This is a genomic window from Pseudodesulfovibrio profundus, from assembly GCF_900217235.1.
GTDB lineage: Bacteria > Desulfobacterota > Desulfovibrionia > Desulfovibrionales > Desulfovibrionaceae > Pseudodesulfovibrio > Pseudodesulfovibrio profundus.
On the sequence record NZ_LT907975.1, the window covers coordinates 2,669,145 to 2,687,937 of the forward strand.

Sequence of the window (18,793 nt, forward strand, 5' to 3'; positions counted from 1 at the left end):
AAAAGCCCTCGAAAGAGGGGTAACCAAATGGACATCTACGATCTGTTCTTTTTCATGTCTCTGGGCGCCGGCTTCCTCATGGCGTTCAACCTGGGGGCAAACGACGTGGCAAACTCGATGGCTTCCGCTGTTGGAGCGCGGGCCATCACGGTGAAGCAGGCGGTATTCATCGCCAGTATCCTGAACTTCACCGGTGCTGTTTTTCTGGGGTCCCATGTGACCTCGACCATCAGCAAGGGGATCATCAACCCGTCAGCGATATCAGACCCGAAGATCATCATGATAGGGATGTTCGCGGCGCTATTGGCAGCAGCCATATGGGTGCTCATAGCGACGCTCACATCACTCCCCGTATCGTCAACCCACTCCATTGTGGGAGCGATCATGGGGTTCGGCCTGGTTGCCGGCGGACCCAGTGTGGTCAACTGGCTCAAGATGGGTGGTATTGTCATGTCGTGGATCATCTCCCCGTTCTTTGCGGCAGGCATCGCGTTCTTCATATTTTCGCACATCCGAAAATATATTCTGTATAAACACCACTTCATCCAGCAGGCCAAGCGATGGGCTCCTATCTGGATCTCGCTGGCCTTTTTCCTTATCTGCCTGTCTTTTCTTTACAAGACTCCCGTAGGCAAGGGGCTTGGTTTGCATTGGGGTTCGGCCCTCCTGTTTGCTGGGTGTCTTGCGGTGCTGGCCTGGTTGCTCGCCAGGTTGTTTGTCAATCGGATTGTCATCAACGAAGAGGAAGGCGCTGAAGGTGTTGAGCGGATTTTCCGCAAGATGCAAGTGGGTACTTCCTGCTATGTTGCCCTGTCTCAGGGTGCGAATGATGTTGCCAACGCCATCGGTCCTGTGGCAGCCATCTATCTGATTGCCAAGGAACATCAATTGCTGGCTCAGGCAGATGTTCCGCTCTCCATGCTGATCCTTGGCGGTGTCGGTATTGCCGTCGGTATCAGCCTGCTGGGGCACAAGGTTATGGGAACAGTGGGAACAAAGATCACTACGCTGACCAACACCCGCGGTTTCTCCGTGGATCTCGGTGCGGCTTCCACTGTCCTCGTGGCATCCAATCTCGGGTTGCCCGTTTCCACCACGCACGCTGCGGTCGGTGGTGTTGTGGGTGTCGGCCTGGCCCGTGGTTTCCATGCTGTGGATTTCCGGGTGTTGCTGCGAATAGTCACCTACTGGATCGCCACGGTGCCAATCGCCGCACTGACCAGCATAGTAATCTTTGTGCTGTTGAAATGGCTGTGTTATAGCTAAAACGAATTTAACGATTTTCCAAAGAGGTTATATAAACATGTCTCTCAAACTTCCTTTGTTCGGCCTCCTCGCCAAGCGTAGCCCCATGGATGGTCTTGTCGAACACTACGACAAGATTGCCGAATGCATCGCTACCATTGATGAATCGCTCGAATGCTACGTTTCCGGCGGCGTTTGCCGTGAATTCGAGGAGTTGACTCGGACCATTGATGCCATTGAGAATCACGCCGACATCATCAAGCGTAATATCCGCAACCATCTGCCCAAAGGGCTGTTCATGGCTGTGGAGAAACCGCTGTTCCTCAATTACACAAAGTTCCAGGATAACATTCTGGATTCTGCGCAGGATGCCCTGCACTGGTTGGCCATGCGCAAGGTGGATATCCCCGAGGAAATTCAGAAGGATCTGATCTTCCTTCTGGATGGTGTGTCCAAAACCACTGTGCTGCTTGGACCGGCGCTGAAGGCGACTATTGCCCTGGTTCACGGCGAATCCGTTGATCGCGACGGCACCAAGGCGTGTTACCGCAAGGTTCGTTCCGAGCGTGATTCGGTTCGCAAGCTCAAGAACAACCTGCACAAGAAAGTGTACGCCATGGATCTGGATTTCAAAGACATCTACCAGATCATGCACTTCATCGACTGCCTTGATGACATGTGCCACAACACCGAGAACTGCGCTGACCATCTGCGGGCCATGATCGCTCGCTAGGTTCTGCTCTTCGCATTTTAGGAACCCTCCGTATCCGAGAAGGATGCGGAGGGTTTTTTTGTGTTGATATCCGATGCTGCTGGTGTTTTGGATGTTTGGTGTGCTTGTCAAAGGGGTACAACTCTCCACAAGTGGGATGGTGGGAATTATCCCATCACTATGTGTTCAGAGTTACCTTGATACATCTTTGAAATGGCCTGCGATTTGTCTGCCTTTGAGTAAAAACATTTTTTACTTGAAAACGATTTTCAAAATCAATATATTCCAAACCCGACACAAAAAGCGCACCAAACAGGCGAGAAAGGTATGAAAGAAGCAATGAACTCCACTTGGCGATGTACATGTCCGGCCGGTCTGATTCCGGTCGGAATACATCAACCAAAAGGAGTGACCATGAGTAATTTGCAAAGGCTTGGCATGTTGAACCGTGAGGCGATGAAGGCGTTCAATTGCGGCAAGGTCGAGGATGCGATGTTTCAACTGATTCAGGCCGGACGCCTTGCCCGTCGCATGGAATCACCGTTGCACGAGGCCAAGATTCGCAACAACATTGGCTTGGTCCATCAGGGCAGCGGTAATGTGGAAGAGGCTCGAATTTCGTTTCGATTGGCGCAGAAATCAGCTGTCGATGGAGCGGGCGAAGGCACTGTGTTGCATAAAGTGATCGCCCGAAACCTTCAGCGCCTGGAACAGGAAGCCCAAGGAAGACGAGTTGATGCTGCTTGATCCCCAATCCCCGACAGCGGTCACTTCGTTGTCGGGGAAACGTCAGTGCCGGGATGCGACCCATGTCGTAACCACGATTATACACCAGATGGCGGAATCGCTCGGGAACGCCATTGATGCCAAGGATCCGCACACCTCGCTTCATTCAGCGGAAGTCGCCGAGATAGCCCGGGCTCTGGCCTTGAGCATGGGGGTGTCTCCTGCCGAGGCCGATGTCATCCATGTGGCCGGTCACCTTCATGATATCGGCAAGATTGGTGTGCCGGATTCCGTCTTGCGAAAACAAGGCCCCTTGACCACTGCCGAGTGGTCTTCCATTCGGCAGCACCCGGAGTCCGGCGCAGCCATTCTTCGTCCTGTGCAAGAACTGAATAGCCTTGGTGTGGTCGATATGGTGCTACATCACCATGAGCGATACGACGGAAAAGGGTATCCGGCTCGGCTTGCGGGATCGCAAATTCCACTGGGCGCACGGATTATTGCCGTGGCTGACTCCTTGTCTGCCATTTTGCAGAACCGCCCGTATCGGGAGGCCCGGGATTTTGATGCGGCAGTTGCGGAAATCCGACGCTGCTCCGGAACCCAGTTTGATCCTCGGGTGGTTGAAGGCTTGTGCAGAACAGTGGATACGATCAGAACAATCATCACCACCATGAATGTGGAAAAGCAGTACGGGTAGGAATACAAAAATTTGTTCTCATACAGCGTCAAGTGAGTAGGAGTTGAAAAATTTGAACTGTGGGCAGATCGGGAAAAGCTGATAGTCTGTATGGCTCTTGCTCATAACTAACTAAAATAATGTGGAAAATTTTTTATTTAAATAAGTGGTAAGTGTTGGCATGCAATCTGCTAATAAAGAAGCATCTTCCTTTTATTTGCACCGAGAAATATCACAGGCCTCCGCAAGGAGGCCTTTCTCGTTTCTGGCACTGGATTTTAGTATCAAATCAACGTAGCTTCTCTGTCCTGATAATCGTGACACTTTTCGCCAAATGTAAGGATATATGGATATTGGATTTAAGCGCATCGTAAGCATGCTTTTACACGCATGCGTCATCATGCTTCTCTCATCGCACTCGGCCTTAGCCGAGAAGAGGCTGGTCGTCATGACCGAACTGGCGGGTAGTTCCGCATTTCTTCAGGACGGTAAACTCGACGGGCAGGCTGTTGAGATCGCCCGGGAAATCATGCGGCGTACGGGCGATACCGCTGAAGTCGTGGTTATGCCTTGGGCCAGAGGGTATGAGACATTACAGACGAGGCCCAATACCGTATTGCTGTCGACTTCCCGCACGGCCGAGCGCGAAAACCAGTTCCATTGGGTTGGTCCCATATTGAAACTGCAATGGGTTATGGTAGGTTTGAAGGGGGCTAATATACAAATCTCCTGTCTGGACGATGCCAAAAAACTCAACGCTATTGGTACCTATATCAATGACGCCCGAGATCAGTTTCTTGTCCGAAAAGGGTTCACCAATTTGGATAGAGCCACCAATGGCTTGTTGAATTACAAAAAACTGCTCCATGGAAGGGTCGACGCGATTATCTCTTCTGATCTTGCCGTGTTGTCCGCCTCCAGGCAGTTGGGAGTTCATCCCGAATTGTTCAAGGTCCTGTTTTCAATAAAAGACATGGATGTGTACATTGCCATTTCAGATGGAACTTCCATGCAGAAAGTTAAAGCATGGCAGGATGCCTTCCAGAGCATGCAGGCTGATGGGGCGTATCAGGCGATTCAGCAGAAATGGTATCCGTTTTTGTCCGAACAATAGTACGAAGCCCTGTGGCTGAATAAGTACCACTCCCTTTCCCCAACTGCCCCATTCTTCCGTTGAATTCTGATTTAAGCGAAAAAAGCCCTGCCCGAACAAGTCGGACAGGGCATTGTGCTTTGTATGAGTGTGTTCCTACTTTTCGTACACTGCACCCCGGGAGGCAGAGGTGACGAGTTTGGCGTAGCGTCGCAGGAACGGAGATTTCACTTCCTTGACTACAGGCTTGAATTCCTTTCTGCGCTGTTCCAGTTCAGCCTCGTCAACCATCAGGTTGATGGACCGACCGGGGATGTCGATTTCAATGGTGTCCCCTTCACGGATCAGACCAATAGGGCCACCGGCTGCGGCTTCGGGCGAGACATGCCCAATGGCTGCACCACGGGTTCCGCCGGAGAAACGTCCATCGGTGATCAGCGCTACGGACTCGCCCAGTCCCATGCCGGAAATGGCTGAGGTGGGGGTGAGCATCTCGCGCATGCCGGGGCCGCCCTTGGGGCCTTCGTAGAGGACAACCACGACATCGCCGGGCTTGATCTGGTTGCCCAGAATAGCTTCCACGCTTTCCTCTTCAGAGTTGAAAACACGGGCCTTGCCGGTGTTGCGCATCATCTCGGGGGCAACGGCGGATTGTTTTACGCAGCAACCTTCCGGAGCGATGTTGCCGTACAGGATGGCGATGCCGCCTTCCTCCGAATACGGATTGTCGATGGGGCGGATGATTTCGTTGTTGGTGACCTTGGCTTCGAGAGCTTCGAGATTCTCGCCAAGAGTCTTGCCGGTGACTGTCATAACATCAAGGTTGAGCAGGTCTTTTTTGACCAGCTCGGACATGACCGCCGGGATGCCGCCAGCCTCTTCCAGGTCTTCCATGTAGTGGGGACCGGCCGGGGAGAGCTTGCAGAGGTTGGGGGTCTTCATGCTGATCTCATTGAACATTGCCAGATTGAGATCGAGACCGGCTTCTGCGAACAGGGCGGGCAGGTGCAGGGTGGTGTTGGTGGAACAGCCAAGGGCCATGTCCATTGCCACAGCGTTGTGCACGGATTTTTCGGTGACGATGTCACGTGGGCAGATATTCTTTTCGAGCATCTCCATCACCTGCATGCCAGCCTTTTTTGCGAGGCGGGTGCGGGCGGACATCACGGCAGGGATGGTGCCGTTGCCGGGCAGGGCCAGACCAATGGATTCGGAAAGACAGTTCATGGAGTTGGCCGTGAACATGCCTGCGCAGGAACCGCAGGTCGGACAGGCAGACTCCTCGTAGGTGGTCAATTTCTCTTCGGTCATGGTTCCGGCTTTGACCTTGCCGACGCCTTCAAAAACCTTGATCAGATCCGCGGTCTTGTTCCGACCTGCGAGCATGGGGCCGCCGGATACGATAACAGCCGGGATGTTCAGTCGAAGGATCGCCATGAGCATACCGGGTACGATCTTGTCGCAGTTGGGAATGCAGACGATGGCGTCAAAGGGGTGGGCCGTGGCCATGAGCTCGACGGAATCAGCGATGATCTCGCGGCTGGGCAGGGACATTTTCATGCCCTCATGGTTCATGGCGAGGCCGTCACAGACGCCGATGGCGGGAAATTCCATGGGTGTACCACCGGCAATGCGAATGCCGGTCTTCACCGCTTCGGTAATGGTGTCTAGATGCACATGACCGGGAATAATCTCGTTGGCGGCGTTACATACGCCGATAAGCGGCCTGTCCATTTCCTCCTTGGACAATCCGGTCGCGTAGAGCAGCGAACGGTGCGGTGCCTTTTCCAATCCTCCAGTCATCTTCTTACTGCGCATCAAGGGACTCCTTCTCTCTAATGATAATTCGGAGGGGTAGTTCACCCTGAATGGAGCCATGTGTCAACTTGTTTGGTTGAGCAATCAATGTTTGATCGATGACAACCAGTCTCTTCGCATTTGGATATGATTTGCATAACTGGCCGAACACACGTGGCTTTTGCTCCTGATCCTTGACGAGTGCACACCAGTCGCGATTCTCCGCGGATTGTGGTATTAATGAGGTGTGCCCAAATGACCAGTAACAAAGGGGGAGCCATGCCCGGATGCGGACCCGGATGCGGGTGTGCCGAAAAGCGGCATAATCTGACCAAGGCAGTCGCCCATATCGAGCGCGACCCGGTTTGCGGCCGAAAGGTCAACCGGCTCAATAACGATACCCAGCGCATTGTTCAGGCTGACGGCGAATACTTTTTCTGTTCGACCAAGTGCATGACTAAGTTCGTGAACAATCCTTCGAAGTACACGGAAAAGAAGAAGGGGTTGCTCGGCCTGCTTGGTATTCGTTAAACAGCATAAACTTGATTTGAGATGTACACATCGCCCCTGCTCGCCAAAGAGCAGGGGCGATTTTCATTCAGATGGGCGAGACTGAATAGGAATCTGCTACGCGCAACCTTTTGTTGCAAATACAGGCGGTCACTGGACAGCTTCCTGTTACGGACTTATAGTTCCAGTCCGCCGGATATGGTTTTATTGGCGGATGATATACAGCACCTAGGAGAATCGACGATGAAGATGACCGATCTGATGCCCGTTGAACAGTGGTTGGAGCTGGAACGGGAACTGTTTGAAAAGTTCAATATCAATGCGGAAGTGGTCGAGGAAGACGGCAAGCGCGTCACCAACAAACGGTTGTGGTGTAATGAGCTGTGCAAGGCCATTCGTTCAAGCGATAAGGGTACCAGCGGTATCTGTGCGCCGTCGGGCCAGGAGTTCGTTCGTCTGACCCGCGAGGAGCGCAAACCGTTCATCGAGGAATGTGACATCTGTCTGACCAAGATCAATGTGCCTGTCATCGTCAACGATGAGGTCGTCGGCGCTGTGGGCGGTTGCGGCCCGCTGCTGGAAGGCGAGGAGATGGAAGAGTTCATGGTTCAGGTGACCATGGGCATGAAGGAAGAGGAAGTTGCCAAACTGGCTGAAACCATCCCCACGGTCTCACAGGATCAGCTCGACGAGATCAAGGCCTACATCGAAAAGCGCGTGGCTGACATCGTCGCCGCCAACGCCTGATCGACCCAGCGATAAAAGAATGAAGCCCCCGCAGTCTCTTGCTGCGGGGGCTTTTTGTTTTTGGGTGGTGGGCGAAAGATATGTGCCGGTTATCAGCCGCCGAGATTGAAAAACAGGCTGGCCTGATTGCAGCAACCGGAAAAGCCGAGGGCCTTGTAAATCTTGTCCATGCCCACGGCCTCGCGCACCACGCTTGCCAGATGGTCAAGGGCGTCTTCCATGTCGAACCGTACCTGCACCTCGTCGAGAGGTGAGAGGCCTTTGCGCATGCGGAGTTGGTCGATGAACCAACGCCGGAATTCGTCAGCGTCGAACAGGCCGTGCAGGTAGGTCCCCCAGACCCGGCCATCGGCCCGTGCAAAACCGAGGGGGTCGCCGTTATTGTCGCGCAGGGCCACGCGCAGGTTGTCGGCCAGAGTCACGGTCTGGCCATGGTGAATTTCGTACCCATGCACCTGATGGCCGGACTTCGTGTGCCTGCCCCAGGTCCTTGTGAGGGTCTTCTCCGGGACCAGCGTGGTCTGGACGGGCAGCAGCCCGAATCCTTCCATGCGCGAGGTCTCGGATTCCAGTCCGAAAGGATCGTCCACCAGATCGCCCAGCATCTGGAACCCCCCGCAAATGCCTACCACCTGCGTTTTGCTGTCACTGTTGACCAGCTCGCGGATCATGGCGGCCATGCCCGTGGATTTGAGGGCCTTCATGTCCGGCACCGTGGATTTGGAGCCGGGGATGATGATGGCGTCTGGTGTCCCGATCTGTTTCGGGTCGGTGACGATGCGAACACGGACATCCGGCTCGGCATAGAGCGGGTCGATGTCGTTAAAGTTGGAAATGCGCGGCAGGTCGATGACCGCGATGTCCACGCACTGATCTTCGGGAAATTTATCTGACTCGGGACGGAATCCTTCCTTGAAAGATACTGAATCTTCCTCAGGTAGGCCCAGCGACTGGATGTAAGGGATGGTGCCCATGACCGGCTTGCCCGTGTGCTCGAACATCTGCCCAAAGGCGGGATCAAGCAGGCTGGGGTCGCCTCGGAACCGGTTGATGATGAACCCTTCCACAAGGCTTCGTTCCTGGGGAGTGAGCAGATTCATGGTGCCGACAATGGAAGCGAACACACCGCCACGATCAATGTCACCTGCCAGCAGCACCCTGGCATCGGCATACTTTGCCATGGCCATGTTCACGATGTCGTGGTGCTTGAGATTGACCTCGGCCGGACTGCCTGCTCCTTCAAGGACGATGACGTCATATTCGTTTGCCAGTGAATCATAGGCTGTTTTGACGGCCTCCCATGCGCGGGGCTTGTAGCGAACATACTCGCGCACGGACATGTTGCCCACGGGCTGACCCATGACGATGACCTGCGAGCCGGTGTCGGACCCGGGCTTGAGCAGAACCGGATTCATGCGGACCTCGGGGCGCAGTCGGCAGGCCATGGCCTGAGTGACTTGCGCCCGTCCCATCTCTCCGCCGGAGTCCGTCACAAACGAATTGAGGGACATGTTCTGTGCCTTGAAGGGCGCTACGGAGTACCCGTCCTGCAGCAGGATTCGGCAAAAGGCGGCAGCCAGCACGGATTTGCCCGCATTGGAGCTGGTGCCTTGCAGCATGAGCGCCGGAGTGCGTTTGGATCGCTTGACCACCGGGGCGCGCGCCGTGCCGGACACGGCTTCCATGGCATTGATCAACCATTCGTTGTCAGCCTCGTCGCGAACAGCCACGCGGAACCAGCGATTGTCCAGTCCTTCATAGTTGCCACACAGCCGAATGGCGATGCGGTGTTCCATGAGCAGCTTCTCAAACAGTGGCTCAGCGTTCTGGCCGATGCGATCCACACGACAAAGCAGGTAGTTGGCTGCTCCCGGGTACACGGTGATACCCGGAATCTGACGCAATCCCGAGGCGAGATTCTCACGCAGCAACGCCGTCTGTTCGCGGGTATACTGGGCGTACTGCGTATCCTTGAGACAGCGAACGCCTACCTTCTGGGCCAGAATGTTGACCGACCATGCCGGGAGTCGCTGCTTGAGGCGGATGATGACGTCCGGGTCGGCAAAGGCCAATCCGAGTCGGATGCCGGGGATGGCGTAAAATTTGGTCAGCGAAACAATGGTGATCACATTGGATGGCCGGTTGCGTATCAGGCGGTCGGCATCCTTGGGCAGGAAGTCGGCAAAGGATTCATCCACAACGAATCGGCAGTGGGGGAACATGGTGGCCACTTCGCGCAGATCCTCGGCAGAGAAGGTGCTGCCCGTGGGATTGTTGGGGCTGCATAGATAGACGAGGGACGGTGTGGTCAGCAGCGGGCCGAGTTTGGGGAAATCCACCTGAAAGTCTTCGGTCATTGGCACTTCGCGAACTGTGATCCGGTGCGCTTTGCACGCCCGTGCATAGTCCACGTAGGCCGGGGAAGGAATGATCGCTTGAGAGAAACCACCCATGCCGGCCACGGCGAACAGCAACTCGGAAGCCCCGTTGCCTGCCAGCACCTGCGTGGGCCAGACCTTGTACGCTTCCGATGCCGCCATGAGCAGATCGTGGCAATCGGGATCGGGGTAGGAGTCAACCTGTTGCAGCGCTTTTCCGACTACCTGTCCCAGCCACGGCGGAGGGCCGAGGGGGTTCACGTTGGCGGAAAAATCGAGAATATCACTGGGCGAGCATTTGGCCTGTTCCGCCATTTTGCGCAGGTTGCCACCGTGGGCGAATTTCTGCTCGTCCAAAATATCGGGAATGCCGGCAAAGACCGATTGTTTGACCATGGTATACTGATAACTGTTCGTTTTAACAGATGGTTACAGTGTGCGAGAGAGGGCCTGAAGGAGAATCAAATTCCATATCCGTTCTACGTTGAATCGAGGGTGTGGGCAAGTGGGGACCCCATGGTTTTTCCTGCATCATAGAAAAAAGGCCACCCGTTCGGGCGGCCATCTATGGCTTATGCAGGGTTGCGGTTACATTTTCAATGCACGAAGAACGAGTTCGGCCACCTTTTCCGATGAAGGCGGATTCTGCCCGGTAATCAGGTTGCCGTCAGCCAGCGCGAATGGCTCGAAGTTGGGTGCAGAACGGACATTGGCCCCCAATTCGGTCAGACGGGATTCGAGCAGGAACGGGACCGTATCGGTCAGGCCGACCGCTTCTTCCTCACTGTCGGTAAAGGCGGACACATCGCGATCCTTGACCAGTGGCTCACCATTGGAAAGCCTTGCACCGACCAGTCCGGCCGGGCCGTGGCAGACTGCCGCCACAATGCGCCCGGATTCGTAGGTGGCGGCCACCAACTTGGCGAGGTGCTCGTTGTCTGGCATGTCCCACATGGTCCCATGCCCGCCCGGAATGAATAAGGCATCGAAGCCGAAGGTGTCCACCTCGGCTACTGAAGGCGTATGCTGGATGGCGGCCATGGCGTTTTTGTCATCAAGGAACCGTTCGACCGACTCGGGATTCTCCCCGCGCTCGGCCTGGCTTTTCGGGTCAATGGGAACGCTGCCCCCACTGATGGATACAATACGTACATCGCAACCGGCATCGATGAAGGCGTAGTAGGGAGCGGCAAGTTCCTCAAGCCACAGTCCGGTGGTTTCCTTTTCGTCGCCAAGAGAGGCATGCGACGTCACGATAAAGAGTACATTTTTTCGGCTCATGATTGCTCCTTTTTCAATGAATGCAATCAGTCTACAATAAAAATCGATATGGTTCACGCCTTTCCTTTTTGGGGGCTGTAAAGCGACGCAATGTGCATATTATATATTAGACAACCTCTCTCAAATGCCTTACAAGACGGTTCCGATACGCCCGCAAGGGGTCTTTTCCCATTGCCTGCGAATCAGGCCGCTGAAGACAATTTTGATCCGTTCGATATTCCGAGTCGGGCCTTCTCATGACGGCATGTGGTATGCCGGACAGGAATACGAACGGATGGTGTTAAGTGGTTTGAGGAACAATCTAAGCAAAAAGAATATGAGCAAGATCGATAAAATCAGAAATTTCAGCATTATCGCTCACATTGACCACGGCAAGTCAACGTTGGCGGACCGCATTCTGGAGATCACCGGCATGGTCGGTGACCGGGACAAGAAGGACCAGTACCTCGATAAGATGGATCTGGAACGTGAACGCGGTATCACCATTAAGGCACAGACCGTACGAATCCCCTACAAGGATTCCGATGGTGAGGAGTATATCCTGAATCTCATCGACACGCCCGGCCACGTGGACTTCAGTTATGAAGTATCGCGGTCGCTGTCCGCATGCGAAGGCGCTCTGCTGGTGGTGGATGCCACACAGGGCGTGGAAGCACAGACACTGGCCAACGTGTACCTGGCACTGGACAACGACCTTGAGGTCATTCCGGTGCTCAACAAGATTGATCTGCCCAGCGCCGACCCGGAGCGCATCAGCCAGGAAATTGAAGAGGTTATCGGCCTGGATTGCTCCAATCCGATCGCTGTTTCCGCCAAGACCGGCAAGAACGTCCAGGAGGTGCTTGATGCAGTCGTCAATCTCCTGCCGCCGCCGAAAGGTGATCCGGACAAGCCGCTCAAGGCGTTGATCTTCGATTCCTGGTACGACACGTATCAGGGGGTTGTCGTTCTGTTCCGCATCATTGACGGAACCCTCAAGAAACGGGATGAGATCAAGATCTTTTCCACCGGCAAGAACTTTGAGGTCACACGCCTCGGTGCATTCATGCCCGAACCCGTGGACATGAAGACCATGGGACCGGGAGAGGTCGGATTCCTTTGCGCATCCATGAAAGACCTCGGTGACGCACCCGTGGGTGACACCATCACCAAGGCCGAGAATCCGGTCACGGAGCCGTATCCCGGCTTCAAACCGGTCAAGCCCATGGTGTTCTCCGGATTGTATCCGGTTGAGCCCAAAGAGTACGAAAACCTCAAGGCCGCGCTGGAAAAACTTCAACTCAACGATGCCGCTTTCAGCTATGAACCGGAAACATCCCAGGCTCTGGGCTTCGGTTTCCGCTGCGGTTTCCTCGGGTTGCTGCATATTGAAATCATTCAGGAACGGCTGGAACGTGAGTTTGAGGCGCGCCTCATCACGACGGCCCCATCGGTTATCTACGAGGTCGTGGATGTCAACGGTGAAGTGATGGTGATCGACAACCCGTCCAAGCTGCCCGATCCCACGAAGATTGGTTCCATCAGCGAACCGTTCGTACGTCTTGAGGTTCATGTGCCCAACGACTATGTCGGTGCGGTGCTTGCTCTGTGCGAGGAGAAGCGCGGAATTCAGAAGGACATGGCCTATATCACGGAAAAACGTGTGGTCATCACCTATGAGATTCCCTTTGCCGAAGTCATGTATGATTTCTTCGACAAGCTGAAATCCTCCACCAAGGGGTATGCAAGTCTCGACTATGAGATCATCGATTACCGTGAGGCAGACCTTGTCCGCCTGGACATTCTGATCAACGGTGATCCTGTTGATGCGTTCTCCTGCATTGTGCACCGTGAAAATGCTTCGCGAACCGGACGTTCATTGGCTCTCAAGCTGAAGCGCTCCATTCCGCGCCAGATGTTTGAAGTCGTCATCCAGGCTGCCATCGGCAACAAGATCGTTGCCAAGGAGCGCAACGCACCGTTCCGCAAGGACGTAACCGCCAAGTGTTACGGTGGTGATATCTCGCGTAAACGCAAGCTCCTGGAAAAACAGAAAGAGGGTAAGAAGCGTATGCGCCGCATGGGCAACGTGGAAATCCCGCAGGAAGCATTCCTTTCTGTTCTCAAAGCTGACGAAGATTAAATGAAATCACGCAAGGAACATACATGTCACATGACTCAATGAAATCATTTCGCGACACCATAGAAGCTGTCGTTGTCGCGCTGCTGCTGGCTCTGGTTATCCGGGCTTTTGTCGTTCAAGCCTTCAAGATTCCGTCCGGCTCCATGTTGGATACCTTGCAGATCGGCGATCACCTGCTGGTGACCAAGTTCGCGTATGATGTTCGGCTCCCGTCCAATCTCTTATTGGAAACCACCGGCGGCAAAGTGCTCTTCCGTGTGGGCGACCCCGAGCGTGGCGATATCGTCGTGTTCAAGTTCCCGGAAGATGAATCCAAGGACTACATCAAGCGCATCATAGGTCTGCCCGGCGATATCATTGAGATCAAGGACAAGGTCGTGTTCATCAACGGCAATCCCCTTGATGAGCCGTATGTTCTGCACACCAAGCCGGGAATCATGCCGGTACGTGACAACTTCGGCCCTTACAAGGTTCCCGAAGGCAACTATTTCATGATGGGTGACAACCGGGAAGGCTCCTACGACTCCCGCTTCTGGGGACCGGTCAAGCGCGAGAAAATCGTGGGTAAGGCGCTGATCATCTATTGGTCCTGGGGATCCATCAGCGATATCCGTTTTGATCGAATCGGAACGATATTCAACTAACCTTCGATGTTAGTGTGAATTCATAGTCAAACGCAACTTAAGGTGCGGTAGAGGAAATTTCCTCTACCGCACTTTTTTTATTCAGTCAGGTGGCACTCTGAGTACCGACTTTATAGATGCGGCTCACCGGAGACTTTGCTGCCGAAGAGTTGGTGTGTTAATAGGGTATGCAATATTGTGAATGGGGAGGACTTTTGCGCTTACAATGACACCGTACCAGGGAGTTCGGATGCCAGACAAATCGATTCCACATCAGCCCGCGAAAATCACGCCGGGTAAGCCCACGCTCACCAATCACGTCAAGATCCATAACTGCAAGATGTGCGGTACGCCGTCGCCCATCCTTTGGCTGCGGGAGGAGCACGAGCCGTTGCCAGTATATGACTTTTTTGGCCCGGATTACGCACGTCCCTACTACCAGTGTCCGAAGTGCAACTTCATTTTTTGTACCGATTTTGATGCCCTCTGTGCGGAGGAACTCGACTGGATATACGATGGCATGGCCACCCAGAGCCTGCTCAAAGGGCGGATTAATCGGGGATACCGAGAAACTGTTATGGTCATCAATTACGCTGCGTTACAGCATGTCGATGTCAAACGAGCCAAGATTCTGGTGTTTGGATGCGGTACCGGACTCAGCATGAACCTCATGCTCCAGCACGAGATGCGCCCTTGGGCAACGGATTATGCGGAATTCGATTTCACCAATACGGACTATCCGGCCGACATGTATAATCCGGCACTGGCACCTGTCATGCGTAAACGCTTTATCCCGCTGGACGCGTTGCCCAAAGAGGAGTTCGACATCATCACCATGACCGAGGTGTTCGAGCACTTTACCCGGCCACGTAAAGAGATGACTGCTGTGATGAGCGCCCTGCGTCCCGGTGGATTCCTCATCGGTACAACCGGTGTGATTGATTGGCGGGAGAATCCGGACTTTTCGGCTTGGTGGTACAAGGATGCGCAGACCCATGTCTCCTTTCTCTCCGAACGCAGCTTTCGTCAGATGGCAAAGGATTTCGGCTGCCTCGGCATGCTCTACAAGTCCTCGCCCATACTCATCGGCCAGACCGACATGTCTGCCTCCCAGTGTGTGTTCGTCTTGAAAAAGGTCCCGTAGTCAGTCTTTGTTTCAAGCTTCTGGTTTTCCATACATAAAAAAGGCCGCCCCTTTCGGAGCGGCCTTGAATGATCTGTTGGCAGGTGATCGAACTAGTTGGCAACGATGTTGACCAGCTTGTTCGGGATCACGATGACCTTGCGAATGGTCTTGCCATCGGTGAACTTGGTGACGTTATCCAGACCGAGAGCAATGGCTTCGACTTCGTCTTTTGGCGCATTGTTGGGTGCCTGGAATTTACCACGCATCTTGCCGTTGACCTGAACGACCAAGGTCACTTCGTCCTTGACCAGCGCCTTTTCGTCAAAGGTCGGCCAGGGCTGTTCGGTCAGGCCCTTTTCGTTGTCCATGACTTCCCAGAGCTCCTCGCAGATATGCGGGGTGACGGGAGAGAGCAGCGAAATGGCAGTAGCAATGGCGGAAGAAAGGGCCTGCGGCTCTTCCTCGGCCAGCGCATCCCTGAGTTGGTACATCTCGTTGACCAGTTCCATGACAGCGGCGATGACCGTGTTGAACTGAAACTCGTTCTCGATGTCCTTGGTGGCACGACGAATGGTGTCGTGCTCTTTGAAACGAAGCTGCTTGGCTGCTTCGGATTTGGGGTCATTGTAGGAAGCGGCCACCGTGGGCGTCAGCTTGTCTTCCAGTCCTTCAACCAGACGCCAGAGGCGATTCAGGAAGCGGAAGGAACCTTCAATGCCCTGATCCGACCACTCAAGCTCCTTGATCGGCGGTGATGCGAACAGGATGAACAAACGAGTGGCGTCAGCGCCGAAACGGTTGATCATGGCGTTGGGATCGACCACGTTGCCCTTGGACTTGGACATCTTGCCGCCGTCCTTGAGAACCATGCCCTGAGTGAGCAGGTTGGCAAACGGCTCGTCGCATTCGATGAAGCCGGTGTCGCGCAGTGCCTTGGTAAAGAAGCGGGAGTAGAGCAGGTGCAAAATGGCGTGCTCGATACCGCCGATATACTGGTCCACGTTCATCCAGTAGCCGGTGGCTTCCTTGGAGAACGGTTCTGCCTCGTTGCGGGGATCGCAGTAACGCAGGTAGTACCAGGATGATTCAAAGAATGTGTCGAAGGTGTCTGTTTCGCGTCGGGCTGCCTTGCCGCACTTGGGGCATTCGCAATTGATGAATTCCTCCATCTGCGGCAGCGGGGACTTGCCGTCCTTGCGTACCTGAGCGTTTTCGGGCAGCAGCACCGGCAACAGGTCTTCGGGAACCGGGACAGCTCCGCAGTCTTCACAGTAGATGACCGGAATGGGTGCGCCCCAGAAACGCTGACGGGAAACGTTCCAGTCGCGCAGGCGGTAATTGATGGCCATCTTGGCCTCACCGGCCTTGTCGAGGTGCTCGACAATGGCTTTCTTGGCAGGCTCGTTCTCCATGCCGTCGAAGTCGCCGGAATTGACCATGATGCCGGGATCGACAAAGGCCGCTTCAAGGGACTCGGCTTCGAGCACTTCGCCCTTGTCGTGCATCTCCTTGGGGTTGATGACAACCTGGAGCGGCAGATCATACTTCTGAGCAAATTCGAAATCGCGCTGGTCATGAGCAGGAACGGCCATGACCGCGCCGGTGCCGTAGCCCATGAGGACGAAGTTGGCCACAAAGATGGGAATCTCGCGACCGGTAACCGGGTTGATGCAGTACTTGCCGGTGAAGATGCCTTCTTTCTCAAGATCGTCGGCGCCGCGTTTGATGCGATCCATATTCTTGATGTTGTTGACGAACTCTTCGACTTCGGCCTTGTTCTCACTGTCGGCGATGAGCTGATCCACCAGGGGATGCTCGGCCGCGACAGACATGAAGGTAGCGCCGTAGATGGTGTCGGGGCGGGTGGTGAAGACCGTGATGGTCTCGTCCATGTCCTTGACATTGAAGGTCAATTCCGCGCCGTAGGATTTACCAATCCAGTTGCGCTGCATGGTCAGAACCCGCTCGGGCCAGCCGCCTTCGAGGGTCTCAAGGTCCTTGAGCAGTTCTTCGGCGTAATCGGTGATACGCAGGAACCACTGTTCCATGTCTTTTTGTTCGACTTCGGAATCACAGCGCCAGCACAACCCTTCCTCGACCTGTTCGTTGGCGAGGACGGTGTTACAGCTGGGGCACCAGTTCTGGGGGGAGTCCTTGCGGTAGGCGAGGCCCTTTTCCAGGAACTTCAGGAAAAATTTCTGCTCCCACTTGTAGTACTCGGGACGGCAGGAAGCGACTTCGCGGCGCCAGTCGTAGGAGTAGCCAAGACGCTGCAACTGCTCGCGCATCTCGGAGATATTCTGGTACGTCCACTTGGCAGGATGGGTCTCGTTCTTGATGGCCGCGTTCTCGGCGGGCAGGCCAAAGGCGTCCCAGCCCATGGGGTGCAGCACGTTGAAGCCCTGCATCTTCTTGAAACGGGCAACCACATCGCCGATGGAGTAGTTGCGGACATGGCCCATGTGGATTTTGCCGGATGGGTAGGGGAACATCTCCAGTACGTAGTACTTGGGTTTGTCCGTATCCACCTCAACTTCAAAGCAGCCGGAATCCTGCCATGCCTGCTGCCATTTTTTCTCGATCTTTTCCGGATCGTATTTACCTAAGGGCATAGTAATATCCTTGTCGATTGCTGCGCGTTATCCGTTCTGTCGCACGAAAGCCGAGGAGGTGTCGCGACCGCAAGGGGCGCTGTTGCATCCTCGGCATCACGCAGCTGTTTGTCTTTTTGTAACTCTGCCTACTGTTTCAGCTTCTTGGCTGCACCATCGAGAATGCCGTTGACAAAAGAACGGGACTTCTCGTCACCGAACGTCTTGGACAGTTCGATGGCTTCGTTGATAGCGGCTTTGACCGGAATATCAGTAAACATCATTTCATACAGGGACAGGCGGAGAATGGAGAGCTCCACAATGGCGATGCGTTCGATTTTCCAGTGCTGGGTCTGGGCCTGGATGATCTCGTCGAGCTTGGCGCGTTGAGCGTCAACACCGAGGGCCAGGTCGCGAGCGAATTCGCAGGCGGTTTCGGATTCTTCTTCCTTCACCAGCGGATTGATGTCGAACAGCGAACCAATGTCCATGGGATTGTCTGCGTCCACGAAATGGGAAGCATACAACACCTGAAACGCCAGAGTACGTCCTACCCTGCGGATGCCGGGCTTGTTGCCCTTCTTTTTACCGCCCATGGTCTAGAGCTGTTCCAGAACGCGGATGGTTTCGAGCAGAGCGGAAGCGGCTTCAACACCTTTGTTGCCTGCCTTGGAACCGGCACGTTCGATGGCCTGGTCCAGAGAATCACAGGTCAGCAGGCCAAAGCCCATGGGAACGCCGGATTCCATGCTGGCCTGGGCAACGCCCTTGGCGCATTCGTTACATACGAAGTCGAAGTGCGGGGTAGCGCCGCGAATAACCGCGCCGAGTACAACCACACCGTCGTAGTCGCCGGATCTGGCCAGCTTCTGGGCAGCGATGGGCAGCTCGAATGCGCCGGGTAGGCGGACGAGAGTCAGGTCTTCTTCGCTTCCGCCGTGGCGGACAAGGTAGTCGGTGGCGCCGGAAATGAGTCGGTCAACGATGAAGTCGTTGAAACGGGCGGCCACGATGGCGATTTTCAAACCTTTGGCGTTCAGCTGTCCTTCAATGGTCTTCAAGGGCATGGATCGGTCTCCCTATTTATATGTATATATAGCGGTGTAATAAGTTATCGGTTCTTCAAAAGTCAATACGGCGAACAGCCTGTTGGCCGATTCGCC

The 18,793-nt window shown here is 54.6% G+C and carries 16 protein-coding genes; 10 read left to right on the top strand and 6 right to left on the bottom strand.

The window, feature by feature from the left end; all coding sequences use genetic code 11:
• Window positions 1-27 precede the first annotated feature (27 nt).
• The 5 genes from DPRO_RS12565 to DPRO_RS12590 all read left to right on the top strand — a co-directional run bounded on the left by DPRO_RS12565 (window position 28) and on the right by DPRO_RS12590 (window position 4,476).
• Window positions 28-1,266, top strand: coding sequence for an inorganic phosphate transporter (locus DPRO_RS12565; protein ID WP_097012358.1), 1,239 nt, complete (start codon window positions 28-30; stop codon window positions 1,264-1,266).
• Between the two features lie 37 nt (window positions 1,267-1,303).
• Window positions 1,304-1,978 (top strand): DUF47 domain-containing protein, encoded by a 675-nt coding sequence (locus DPRO_RS12570; protein ID WP_097012359.1) that lies wholly within the window; start codon window positions 1,304-1,306, stop codon window positions 1,976-1,978.
• A 393-nt stretch (window positions 1,979-2,371) separates the two neighbouring features.
• Window positions 2,372-2,704 (top strand): hypothetical protein, encoded by a 333-nt coding sequence (locus DPRO_RS12580; RefSeq protein WP_157917470.1) that lies wholly within the window; start codon window positions 2,372-2,374, stop codon window positions 2,702-2,704.
• The gene (locus tag DPRO_RS12585) at window positions 2,694-3,383 is read left to right on the top strand and encodes an HD-GYP domain-containing protein (protein ID WP_097012362.1); all 690 of its coding nucleotides are present in this window, start codon (window positions 2,694-2,696) and stop codon (window positions 3,381-3,383) included. Before DPRO_RS12580 ends, DPRO_RS12585 begins: the two co-directional genes overlap by 11 nt.
• Before the next feature lie 355 nt (window positions 3,384-3,738).
• Entirely contained in the window at window positions 3,739-4,476 is a 738-nt protein-coding gene (locus DPRO_RS12590) for a substrate-binding periplasmic protein (RefSeq protein ID WP_157917471.1), read from the top strand.
• A gap of 135 nt (window positions 4,477-4,611) precedes the next feature.
• Here DPRO_RS12590 and ilvD read toward each other — a convergent pair whose 3' ends face one another.
• The gene (ilvD, locus tag DPRO_RS12595) at window positions 4,612-6,273 is read right to left on the bottom strand and encodes a dihydroxy-acid dehydratase (RefSeq protein ID WP_097012364.1); all 1,662 of its coding nucleotides are present in this window, start codon (window positions 6,271-6,273) and stop codon (window positions 4,612-4,614) included.
• A 234-nt stretch (window positions 6,274-6,507) separates the two neighbouring features.
• Between ilvD and DPRO_RS12600 the strand changes: the two genes are divergently transcribed.
• Together DPRO_RS12600 and DPRO_RS12605 are read left to right on the top strand one after the other, a co-directional pair.
• On the top strand, window positions 6,508-6,783 hold the full coding sequence (locus tag DPRO_RS12600) for a YHS domain-containing protein (protein ID WP_157917472.1): 276 nt from the start codon (window positions 6,508-6,510) through the stop codon (window positions 6,781-6,783).
• A 222-nt stretch (window positions 6,784-7,005) separates the two neighbouring features.
• Complete coding sequence (locus DPRO_RS12605) at window positions 7,006-7,509, top strand: PocR ligand-binding domain-containing protein (protein WP_097012366.1); 504 nt, start codon at window positions 7,006-7,008, stop codon at window positions 7,507-7,509.
• Window positions 7,510-7,601: 92 nt separating this feature from the next.
• Here DPRO_RS12605 and DPRO_RS12610 read toward each other — a convergent pair whose 3' ends face one another.
• Window positions 7,602-10,283 carry a cobyric acid synthase gene (locus tag DPRO_RS12610; protein ID WP_097012367.1) on the bottom strand — a complete coding sequence of 894 codons (2,682 nt, stop codon included), beginning with the start codon at window positions 10,281-10,283 and terminating at the stop codon, window positions 7,602-7,604.
• 192 nt (window positions 10,284-10,475) lie between these two features.
• On the bottom strand, window positions 10,476-11,168 hold the full coding sequence (locus tag DPRO_RS12615; protein WP_097013744.1) for a type 1 glutamine amidotransferase domain-containing protein: 693 nt from the start codon (window positions 11,166-11,168) through the stop codon (window positions 10,476-10,478).
• 316 nt (window positions 11,169-11,484) lie between these two features.
• Here DPRO_RS12615 and lepA point away from each other — a divergent pair, with 316 nt between their 5' ends.
• The 3 genes from lepA to DPRO_RS12630 all read left to right on the top strand — a co-directional run bounded on the left by lepA (window position 11,485) and on the right by DPRO_RS12630 (window position 15,057).
• Window positions 11,485-13,290, top strand: coding sequence for a translation elongation factor 4 (gene lepA, locus DPRO_RS12620; RefSeq protein WP_097012368.1), 1,806 nt, complete (start codon window positions 11,485-11,487; stop codon window positions 13,288-13,290).
• A gap of 23 nt (window positions 13,291-13,313) precedes the next feature.
• Window positions 13,314-13,934, top strand: coding sequence for a signal peptidase I (gene lepB, locus DPRO_RS12625; protein WP_097012369.1), 621 nt, complete (start codon window positions 13,314-13,316; stop codon window positions 13,932-13,934).
• 229 nt (window positions 13,935-14,163) lie between these two features.
• Entirely contained in the window at window positions 14,164-15,057 is an 894-nt protein-coding gene (locus DPRO_RS12630) for a class I SAM-dependent methyltransferase (RefSeq protein WP_157917473.1), read from the top strand.
• Between the two features lie 92 nt (window positions 15,058-15,149).
• Here DPRO_RS12630 and leuS read toward each other — a convergent pair whose 3' ends face one another.
• The 3 genes from leuS to ribH form a co-directional block, all read right to left on the bottom strand.
• Window positions 15,150-17,651, bottom strand: a complete 2,502-nt coding sequence (gene leuS / locus DPRO_RS12635) for a leucine--tRNA ligase (protein WP_097012371.1) — start codon at window positions 17,649-17,651, stop codon at window positions 15,150-15,152.
• Between the two features lie 128 nt (window positions 17,652-17,779).
• Window positions 17,780-18,226: a transcription antitermination factor NusB gene (gene nusB, locus DPRO_RS12640; protein ID WP_097012372.1), complete on the bottom strand. Its 447-nt coding sequence runs from the start codon at window positions 18,224-18,226 to the stop codon at window positions 17,780-17,782.
• Window positions 18,227-18,229: 3 nt separating this feature from the next.
• A complete protein-coding gene (gene ribH / locus DPRO_RS12645) occupies window positions 18,230-18,697 on the bottom strand; it encodes a 6,7-dimethyl-8-ribityllumazine synthase (RefSeq protein ID WP_097012373.1) in 468 nt (155 codons plus the stop codon).
• Window positions 18,698-18,793: the final 96 nt, after the last annotated feature.